Here is an 8,978-nt window from a genome sequence, read left to right as displayed (position 1 = left end):
AGCCGTCGTCGGCCTGACGGCGCTGACCGCGCCGCGTCCCGCCTCCCTCGGCGAGCCGGCCGGCGACGAGCAGCTCGCCAGCGCTCTCGCCCCTCACCTGCGCGGACACCGACGGGTCGCCGCGGTCCTGGTCGAGGGCGGGCAGGCGCGCCTGGCCGGCTTCGGCACCGGCGACGGCGCCGCGCTGGAGGGCTCCGAGTTCGAGATCGGCTCGGTCTCCAAGACCTTCACCGGTGCGCTGCTGGCCGTCGCGGTCGAGCGCGGGGAGCTCGTTACGGAGACCACCGTCGCCGAGGTGCTCGGCACGGACGCGGGGGGCAGCGCCATCGCGGACGTCACCCTCGCCGAGCTCGCCACCCACAGCTCGGGCCTGCCGCGCCTCGCCTCGGCCGCCGCCGGCGGCGGGAGCATCCTCGCCGGACTGCTGCGGAAGGACCCCTACCGAGGCCGAGACGGGAAGCAGGTCATCGCCGACGCCCTCGACGAAACGCCGTCGGGCCGCGGCCAGCACGCCTACTCGAACCTCGCCGTCGCACTTGAGGGACAGCTGCTCGCGACCGCCGCGAGCACCGACTACGCCACACTGCTCACCGAGAGGATCCTCGAGCCGCTCGGCATGACCAGCACGTACGCACCCATCACCGCCGAGAACCTGCGGGAGTCGGCTCGACGCGGGCACGGCACGAGCGGCCTGCGCCAGGGCATGTGGACCATGCACGGCTCCGCCCCTGCCGGCGGCATCCGCTCCACCCCGGCGGACATGACCCGCTATCTCACCGCCATGATCGACGGCTCCGCCCCGGGCGCGGCGGCCGCGACGGAGGTGCTGTTCGAGGAGAGCGCGGAGAGCTCCACGGCGATGAACTGGTTCCTCGAGGACTTCGGCAGCGGTCAGCCGATCACCTGGCACAACGGCATGACCGGCGGCTACGCCTCGTTCGTCGGCTGGGACCCCTCGAGCGGGCGGGGCCTCGCGCTGCTCTCGGACACTGCCCGCTCCCTCGACGAGCTCGCCGTGGGCGTGCTCACCGGGGAGGTGGCGCTGTGAACACGGTGCTCGCGCTGCTGCCGCTGCTGATGGGGGCGTATCTCGTCGTCGCGCTGGTGGTGACGATCGTGCAGATCTGGACCCGTTACCAGCACCCGGTGCGCCTCGCGCTGCAAGCCGTCGGCGCCGCCTCGCTGATGGGCGTGATCGGCCTGGCGGGGCTCCTCCCGGACGCGCTGTGGTGGGTCAGCTGGGCGTTCACGCTCGCGATCCTGCTCGGCATCGCCTTCTCCGCCAGGCGCCTGCTCGTCGGCACCCCGCCGTCGGAGCCGAGCCCCCGCGAGGCCAAGCTCCTGGACCCGCCGCCGCGCAGCTCCGCGGTCATCGAGGTGCTGTTCTGGTTGGCGCTGGTGGTCGTGGCGCTGATCGCCGGCTGACCGCGCCTCGTCCCGAGCGGAGCCCTGGGCGCGCCAGGCACCGATCTGCGGACCGGCCGACGCCCTGCCTCAGCCCCGGATCGGCAGCCAGTCCAGCACGTCCTGGATGCCCTCGTCCCAGAACTCCCAGGTGTGGGCGCCGGGACGCAGGCGCGAGGCGACCTCGACCTCGGCCTGCTCGGCCGCGGCGAGGAAGCGGCGGTTCTGGTCGATCAGCTGGTCCTCGGTGCCGCAGTCGAGGAACAGGGCCGGCAGCTCGGCGGGATCGCGTTTGCCGAGCAGTCCGAGCAGGTCATCGGCGGTGCCGGCGATCTCTCGGCCGCCCCAGACGCGCTGGGCGAGGGTGCCGGTCCAGTCGAGGTCCATCGAGGTGAGGTCGACCGCTCCGGACAGGCTCGCCGCGGCCGCGAAGCGCTCCGGATGGTTCAGCGCGAGCTTGAGCGCGCCGAAGCCGCCCATCGACAGGCCCGCGACGAAGGTGTCCTCCCGCGCGGTCGAGACGCGGAAGGTGCGCGCGACGATCCGCGGCAGCTCCTCGGCGACAAAGGTCCAGTACGCCTCCCCCACCGCCTCGTCGGTGTAGAAGGAGCGGCGCACCTCGGGCATCACCACGGCGATCCCCTTCTCGGTCGCGTAGCGCTCGATCGAGGTGCGGCGCTCCCAGATGGTGCAGTCGTCGCTGAGGCCGTGCAGGAGATAGAGCACGGGCACGGCGGGCCCGTCGGCCGCGCCTGCGCCGCCGGCGTCCGCACCGCCGTCGGCCGTTCCGTCGGCCGACGGGCCTGCGCCCGGTGCGTCGGAACCCTCCATCCCGATCCCGGAGGCGGCCTGCGGCATCAGCACCACCATCGAGGTGCCCATCCCGAGGGACTCGGCGAAGAAGTCGGTGCGCAGACGGATCATGTCTCTCCTCGGTGAGCGGGACGGGCGGGTGCCGGCAGCGGCGCCGCGAGCAGCGACGCGGGGCCGACGGTCCTCAGCATCCCACCCCGCTCCGCCCGGCCCGGCCCTGTGCTCACTCCTCGATCGGGATGTCGGTGAAGCGGAACGGGACCGCCCCCAGCACGTAGGGCTGCTCGATGTCGAGCGTCTCGGCGCCCGGGATGTCCCGGTACAGCGCGACGAAGCGCAGGGTGTCGCCGACGGCGGCGCCGTCCCGCCCCGAGGGGTCCGAGACGATGCGCCATTCGAGGCTCCCCTCCGTCGTCGACTCCCCGAGCAGGTAGTCCAGCGGGTAGGTGGCCGTCGCACCGACCAGCAGGCGCGGCGCGAAGCCCACGTGCTTGGCCGAGTGGCCCGTGGACAGCCCCCGGTAGCTGAACACGCCGCCGGCGGCGACGTTCACGGTCTTGTTGTAGCCGCCGGCCCCCTCGCCGCCGATGCGCTCGGCGAGCACGGTGACCTCCAGCAGGCCGTCCACACGTCGGGCCGACGGGGAGGAGAAGCGGTACTCGTGCTCCGGGTCGACGGCGCGGTCGAAACCCTCGGGGCCGGGTGCTTCGACGCCCTGGCCGAGCGGGCCCGGGTCGAAGTCCAGGGTCTGCCCGTCGGTCTCGACCTCGATCTCGGTGGTCTTCTGCGCGGTGAGCGTGAGGGTGACCCGGCGGTTGAGCTGTCTGTTCCCGGCGGAGTCGTTCGGGACCAGCGGCTCGGACTCGCCGCGCCCCTCGGGCCGCAGCTCGTACACGGAGGTGTCGAGGCGGGAGGAGAGCGCCTCCGCCACCGCCGCGGCCCGCTGCTCGGAGAGGGTCTGGTTGTCGGCGTCGCCGCCGACGTCATCGGTGTGGCCGATGACCGTCACCACCCCGCCCTCGTAGGCGCCGATGCTCGCCGCCGCGGCGTCGAGTACCCGGTCGGCGCGGCCGTCGATCTCGTAGGAGCTGCTGTCGAAGAGCACGTCACCGGCCAGGCGGATCTCGAGCTCCTCGCTCGACTCGATCGTCTGCACCGAGCCCTCGAGCCGTCTCGCATAGCCCTCGAGCGGGATCACCGGAGCCTGCTCGACATGACCGAGCAGCTCGTCCAGAGGGACGTCCCGCTCCGGCTCCCCGCCGAGCTCGGGCACCTCCGCCTCGATCACGGGCAGCGCCTCGACGAACCAGCCCGGCAGGAGCAGACCGATCGTCTCCACCCCGTCTTCCGGCGCGGCGTACACCAGCTGCAGCCGCAGCGTCTCGACGGTGATCTCCTCGGGGTCGGCGGAGGCACGGGCCACGACCCGACCGTCGGCCGTGGTCGCGACCAGGCGGATCGCCGCCCCGCCGGCGTCGACCAGGCGCAGAGCGCCCCAGGGCTCGGCGGTCGCGGAGGAGCGGTGGAGGCTGACGTCGGCCGCGAAGCGGCTCGGGGTCACGCCGCTCTCCCCCTCGGGCACGGACAGGGCGGTCACGTCGACGGTGAGCACGCAGTGCTCGCCGGAGCGGACCAGCGGGTGGAGGGCCAGCTCGACCTCTCCGTAGCCGGAGGCCAGGGCGCGGGTCTCGACGACCTCCTCCGGGTCCGGGGCGGGCTCGGCCTGCTCACCGCCCTGGTCGGAGGCTCCCTCCGCGCCCGCCTCGTCCTCCCCTCCGGTGCAGGCGGCGAGAACCGGCAGCATCGCCGCCGCGCCTGCCGCCGCGAGCGCGCGTCGTCTCGTCCATCCGGTCATGGGAACCCCTTCGTGCGTCGCCGATCGCCCCCCGACCGGCTGCGACTCCAGAGTCTCCCATGCAGGAGGGGACGGCGGGCGAGGTGGTGCGACCCGAGGAGCGGCGGCGCGCCGCAGGAGGGGCACGTCCGGCGCTCTGCGGCGCGGACCTCAGCTCGCGGGCTCGAGGCGGACGGTGACCACGGCCCCCTGCGGCCCGTCCTCGCCGCTCCGGTCCTCGCCGCTGCGGGCCTCGCCTCCCCCGCCGAAGGCGAGCGTCCCCCCGGTCCGCTCGAGACGGCGCTGGGCGATCACCAGTCCGAGGCCGGAGCCGCCGGTCGGCCCGATCGAGTGGAACCGTCGGGGCCCGTCGGTGAGGATCTCGTCCGGGAACCCCGGACCGCGGTCGCGCACCCGGATCTCCTCGCCGTCGACCTCGATCGTGATCGGCGGGGCGCCGTGCCGGACCGCGTTCAGCACCAGCGACTCGAGCACCGAGACGACCAGCTGCTCGTCGCATCGCACCCGGCCGGGAGTCTCCACCTGCACCTCGACCTCCCCGGGGCCGGAGCCCGCGGCCTCCCGGGCGAGGTCCTCAGTGCGCACCACGTCGCGGTCGGCCTGGTCGGCAGCGTCCTCCCGGGCCAGGGACAGCATGTCGTCGACCAGTCGTCGCATGCGTCCGAGCAGGGTCCGCACCCTCTCCGCCTCGGCACTGTCGTCGAGGAGCTCCACAGCGCTGGTCAGCGCGGTGAGCGGGGTCCGCAGCTCGTGGGCGGCGTCCGCGGTCAGGGCGCGCTCCTGCTGGATCTTCAGCAGCAGTCGGCGCGTCGTGTCCTCGATGACCCCGGTGAGCACGCCGACCTCGTCCTGCTCGCCGGACGGGGTCCGGCGCGGCGCGTCCCGGCGCGGTGCGCCGTCGGCATCGGCGCGGAGCCGGGCGAGTGCGGCGTCGTGCCCCTGCACATCGCCCCCTTCGAGGGTGATCTCCGCGGCGCGTCGCAGTCTGCGGGTCAGGCCGCCGGAGACGAACCAGCCGATGCCGCTCGCGGCGGCCGCCACGGCGAGGGAGAGCGCCAGGATGGTCCGCGCGAGCTCCTCCCACCGCTCCACGACGGGCGCGCTGGGCAGCCGCACCGAGAGGGTCGTGCCGTCCTGGGCCTGCACGGCGGCCCAGGTCTCGCGCTCATCGGCGGAGGTGACGATGTCGTCGTGCTCCCGGGCACGCTGCGCGAGACCGCTGGGGAGCCCCTTCTCGCCGATCTGCACCGTCGGCGCGACGGTCCGGGTGGTCTCGTAGGTGGCGGTGCCCGCGCGCAGCGTCGCCGCCGCCTGCTCGCGCATCTGGTCGCGGGCGTCGCCCAGGGCGACATGGGCGATCCACGCGCCCAGCAGCGCGGCGATCGCGAAGGAGGTCACGGCCAGCACCGCGGCGAAGCGGAACCGCAGCGAGGCGTACCAGGGGATGCCCTTCATGCGGCGTCCGCCCGGTAGCCGGCGCCGCGCACCGTCGTGATCACGCCGGGCCCCACCCGTCGGCGCAGTCGCTGGATGTTCACGTCCACGATGTGCTCGTCGGACCAGGCCGAGTCGCCCCACACCTCGCGCAGGATCGTCGCGCGGCTGAGGACGATGCCCCGGTTGTCCATGAACAGCAGGAGCAGGTCGTACTCCGTGGGGGACAGGGTCAGGGTCTCCCCCTGCCGCGTCACCCGGTGGGCGTCGCGGTCGATCTCCAGCGGCCCGAGGCGCTCCGGACCGGCCGGCGGCGCGGTGCGCCGGACCAGGGAGCGCAGCCGGGCCGCGAGCACCCGCGAGTCGAAGGGCTTGGTCACGAAGTCGAACGCCCCGGCCTCGAATCCCATCACCTGGTCCTCAGGCAGATCTCGCGCGGTCAGCAGCAGCACCGGGCAGGCGCCCGCCTCGGCCAGCGTGCGGGTGAGCGTGAGGCCGTCCACGCGAGACATGCCGATGTCCACCACGGCCACGTCCGGCCGCAGCCGGAGGGCGAGCTCGTAGCCCTCGGCGCCGTCGGCCGCGGTGGCGACCGTGAAGCCCTGGCGCTGAAGGACCAGCTTCGTGGTCTCGCGGACGTCGTCGTCGTCCTCCACGACGAGCACGGAGATGCTCATGGGCGCCCCTGCGTGCGTGTGACGTCGTAGTGCTCGGTGCCGGAGGGGGCCCAGGAAGGAGCGTCGTCGAGATAGGTCACCGTGAGGGTGCGGTACGTGCTGACGATCCCGGAGGTCAGACGGTCCGAGGCGACCACCCGCACGCGGTACTCCTGCGTGGAGCCCTCCGCGCACGAGGGCTCGCAGACGTTCAGGCGGATGATGCCGTGCGCACCGGCCTCCTCCTCGCCCCAGGAGGTCCAGCGCAGCGCGTCCAGCCCCGCGCCCGCGTCCGCGCAGGTGAGCACGAGGCTGGAGGGCTCGCGGGCCGCCGAGGAGTCGCAGTCCAGGAGGAACGTCGCCTCGTCGGCCGTCGTCTCGGCGAGCTCGAAGCCCGATCCCAGCACCGGCCACGGGACCAGCACGCTCACCGCGGCGAGGAGGGTCAGGACCAGGGCGCCGATCGGCAGCAGGAGGCGACCGGCGCGGAGACGGGTCCGACGGGACGGGACGCTGCGCGTGGAATCCATATCCTGGAGCCTCCCCGAGTGTCCTCACAAGTTTCTCTCACCGGTTCCCGTGCGTCCCCGCCGTGGAGGCCCGGCCGATGCGGGAACTCCTCCGTGCTGTGAGGGAACCGTGACCTGTGGATCCTAGCCTCCACGCCGTGCTCTCCGACCCCGCGCTCTCCAGCACCCGCTCCCCGGTCCCGTCGGCCGCGCGCCGGCCCGCGCCCACCGGGGAGCGCTCGGACGCGCGCATGCCGGCCCTGGACGGGCTGCGCGCGATCGCCGTCGGCCTCGTCGTCGCCTACCACGCGGCCCCCGGCGCCGTGCCCTCCGGGCTGATCGGCGTCGATGTGTTCTTCGTGCTCAGCGGCTACCTGATCACCCGAGGGCTGATGCGCGAGCGCGAGCGCGGCAGCGTGCACCTGGGCCGCTTCTGGAGGCGACGGGCCCGCCGCATCCTGCCCGCACTGGCGCTGATGCTGATGACGGTGGGGGCGATGCTCCTGGTCACCGGGGGCGACGCCGCCGTCGACCTCCCGCGGCAGCTTCTCGGCGGTCTGCTCTTCGTGAGCAACTGGTCCCAGATCTCCGGCGGCGAGGACTACTTCCTGGGGTCCTCGCCGCCGGTCCTGCAGAACCTCTGGTCCCTGGCCGTGGAGGAGCAGTTCTATCTGCTGTGGCCCGTGGCGGTGCTGGTGGTCCTGTGGGCGGTCTCGCCCCGCGCGCGGTCCCTGCAGGGCCGGGCCGTGCGCCGGGCGGGCACCGTGACGATCGTGCTCGCGCTCGCCTCGCTCCTCTGGGGCGAGATCGCTGCGGCGACCCAGGGCACCTCGCGCGCCTACATGGGGACCGACACCCACGGCTTCGGCCTGCTCGCGGGCGCGGCGCTCGCCCTCTGGCTGCATGCACCCGCCTCGGAGGCGATCGAGAGCGTCCGCAGCGCGGCGCGGGATCCTCGCACGTCGGCCCGGCACCTCGAGGCCCGGCACCTCCGCGGCGCGCCCGCGGCGGCGTCACCGCTGCGCACGACGGTCCTGTCCGCCCTGCTCACGGTGGGGATCGTGGGCATCCTGATCACGGCCCTGCGCATTCCCGAGGCCTCCGCGTTCACGGCGGCGTCGCCGCTCGCGGTCGCTCTGACGATGCTGGTCCTCCTCGGCGCCCGCGGGAGGAGCCCCGTCGCCTCGCTGCTCGCGTCCCGCCCGATGGTCGCCGTCGGGACGCGCTCCTACGCCCTTTACCTGTGGCACTGGCCGCTGCTGGTGATCCTCCGCGACGCCGTCCCCGGGAGCCTGCCCGCCTGGTGCGCCCCAGCGCTCGCGATCCTGCTGTCCCTGCTCGCCGCCAACCTCTCGTGGCGGTTCGTGGAGTCGCCCATCCTCCGTCTCGGATTCCAGGGGTGGTGGGCGGGGACGCACTCCCCCGCTCCCCGCAGGCGCCGGCTGCGGGTCGCCGTGGTCGCGCTGCCTCTGGTCCTGGCGACCGTCGGCGCGGCGATCCTCTCCCCGCAGGAGACCGCGGCCGAGCGTCAGATCGCGGCCGGCTCCGCCGCTGTGCAGGGCGGGGGCGCCGCAGACGCGCAAGGCGGGGCGACGGAGGAGACGGGCCCGGCCGCGGGGTCCCCGGATCCGCAGGTCGACGAGCCCACCGGCGGGGCCGACGCTCAGGACGGGACGCCGGTGCCCGAGGGCGACCCCTCCGCCTCCCGCGAGGACGCCGCGACCGACGACCCGGCGAACAGGTCGACCGACGGCCCGGCGAACGGGTCGACCGAGGGCCCGGCCGATGCCGCGGACGGCCCGGCGCTGCGCGGAGAGGACATGGTCGCCGTCGGGGACTCGGTCATGCTGGCCTCGGCGCCCGCGCTCGTCGACGAGTTCCCCGGCATCACCATCGATGCCGAGGTCTCGCGACTGCCCCAGCAGGGACCGGTCCTCCTCCGGGAGCTGGCCGAGCGAGGCCGGCTGCGTCCCGTCGTGGTCGTGGGGCTGGGCACCAACGGCGAGTACGCCCCCGGCACCCTCCAGGAGATGCGCGAGGCGATCGGACCCGACCGCACCCTGATCCTGGTCAACGCCTACGCGGACAGATCCTGGGAGTCCGCGGTCAATGCCGAGATCGCCGACTTCGCGGAGCAGGACCCTCGTACCGAGGTCGCGGACTGGCACGGGGCCATCGGCGGCGCCCCCGAAGGGCTCGGCCCCGATCGCGTCCATCCCGATCCCGAGGGAGGCGCGCTCTACAGCCGCGCCATCGCCCTGGCCGGCGAGCGCGGGGCGCGCTGACGGCCCACGGCGTGGCGCGCGA

The 8,978-nt window shown here is 74.2% G+C and carries 8 protein-coding genes; 3 read left to right on the top strand and 5 right to left on the bottom strand.

The window, feature by feature from the left end; translation table 11 throughout:
* Both HMPREF3159_RS00900 and HMPREF3159_RS00895 read left to right on the top strand, forming a co-directional pair.
* Positions 1-1,048 (top strand): serine hydrolase domain-containing protein (locus HMPREF3159_RS00900; RefSeq protein ID WP_083305731.1); only part of this gene is annotated, 1,048 nt, incomplete at its 5' end.
* Complete coding sequence (locus tag HMPREF3159_RS00895; RefSeq protein ID WP_070499132.1) at positions 1,045-1,425, top strand: hypothetical protein; 381 nt, start codon at positions 1,045-1,047, stop codon at positions 1,423-1,425. The genes HMPREF3159_RS00900 and HMPREF3159_RS00895, both read left to right, overlap by 4 nt.
* A 69-nt stretch (positions 1,426-1,494) precedes the next feature.
* On the opposite strand, the gene HMPREF3159_RS00890 is transcribed toward HMPREF3159_RS00895, so the two are convergent.
* The 5 genes from HMPREF3159_RS00890 to HMPREF3159_RS00870 all read right to left on the bottom strand — a co-directional run bounded on the left by HMPREF3159_RS00890 (position 1,495) and on the right by HMPREF3159_RS00870 (position 6,692).
* On the bottom strand, positions 1,495-2,328 hold the full coding sequence (locus tag HMPREF3159_RS00890; RefSeq protein ID WP_070499130.1) for an alpha/beta hydrolase: 834 nt from the start codon (positions 2,326-2,328) through the stop codon (positions 1,495-1,497).
* A gap of 112 nt (positions 2,329-2,440) precedes the next feature.
* Positions 2,441-4,072 carry an OmpA family protein gene (locus HMPREF3159_RS00885; RefSeq protein WP_141748009.1) on the bottom strand — a complete coding sequence of 544 codons (1,632 nt, stop codon included), beginning with the start codon at positions 4,070-4,072 and terminating at the stop codon, positions 2,441-2,443.
* A gap of 150 nt (positions 4,073-4,222) precedes the next feature.
* A complete protein-coding gene (locus HMPREF3159_RS00880) occupies positions 4,223-5,527 on the bottom strand; it encodes a sensor histidine kinase (RefSeq protein ID WP_070499128.1) in 1,305 nt (434 codons plus the stop codon).
* Positions 5,524-6,183 (bottom strand): response regulator transcription factor, encoded by a 660-nt coding sequence (locus tag HMPREF3159_RS00875; RefSeq protein ID WP_070499127.1) that lies wholly within the window; start codon positions 6,181-6,183, stop codon positions 5,524-5,526. Before HMPREF3159_RS00875 ends, HMPREF3159_RS00880 begins: the two co-directional genes overlap by 4 nt.
* Complete coding sequence (locus HMPREF3159_RS00870) at positions 6,180-6,692, bottom strand: hypothetical protein (RefSeq protein WP_070499126.1); 513 nt, start codon at positions 6,690-6,692, stop codon at positions 6,180-6,182. The genes HMPREF3159_RS00875 and HMPREF3159_RS00870 overlap by 4 nt, the downstream gene beginning before the upstream one ends.
* A 137-nt stretch (positions 6,693-6,829) precedes the next feature.
* Between HMPREF3159_RS00870 and HMPREF3159_RS00865 the strand changes: the two genes are divergently transcribed.
* Positions 6,830-8,956, top strand: a complete 2,127-nt coding sequence (locus HMPREF3159_RS00865; protein ID WP_070499125.1) for an acyltransferase family protein — start codon at positions 6,830-6,832, stop codon at positions 8,954-8,956.
* Positions 8,957-8,978: the final 22 nt, after the last annotated feature.

The organism is Brachybacterium sp. HMSC06H03 (genome assembly GCF_001807385.1).
Taxonomy (GTDB): Bacteria; Actinomycetota; Actinomycetes; order Actinomycetales; family Dermabacteraceae; genus Brachybacterium; species Brachybacterium conglomeratum.
The sequence above is the reverse complement of the archived record's forward strand: the minus strand, read 5'-3'. Positions and strand labels throughout refer to the sequence as shown.

What these genes read in the sequence shown, in the direction of transcription:
- HMPREF3159_RS00870 (WP_070499126.1), bottom strand. Translation starts at nt 6,692, where the DNA reads ATGGATTCCACGCGCAGCGTCCCGTCCCGTCGGACCCGTCTCCGCGCC.
- HMPREF3159_RS00890 (WP_070499130.1), bottom strand. Translation starts at nt 2,328, where the DNA reads ATGATCCGTCTGCGCACCGACTTCTTCGCCGAGTCCCTCGGGATGGGC.
- HMPREF3159_RS00875 (WP_070499127.1), bottom strand. Translation starts at nt 6,183, where the DNA reads ATGAGCATCTCCGTGCTCGTCGTGGAGGACGACGACGACGTCCGCGAG.
- HMPREF3159_RS00880 (WP_070499128.1), bottom strand. Translation starts at nt 5,527, where the DNA reads ATGAAGGGCATCCCCTGGTACGCCTCGCTGCGGTTCCGCTTCGCCGCG.
- HMPREF3159_RS00885 (WP_141748009.1), bottom strand. Translation starts at nt 4,072, where the DNA reads ATGACCGGATGGACGAGACGACGCGCGCTCGCGGCGGCAGGCGCGGCG.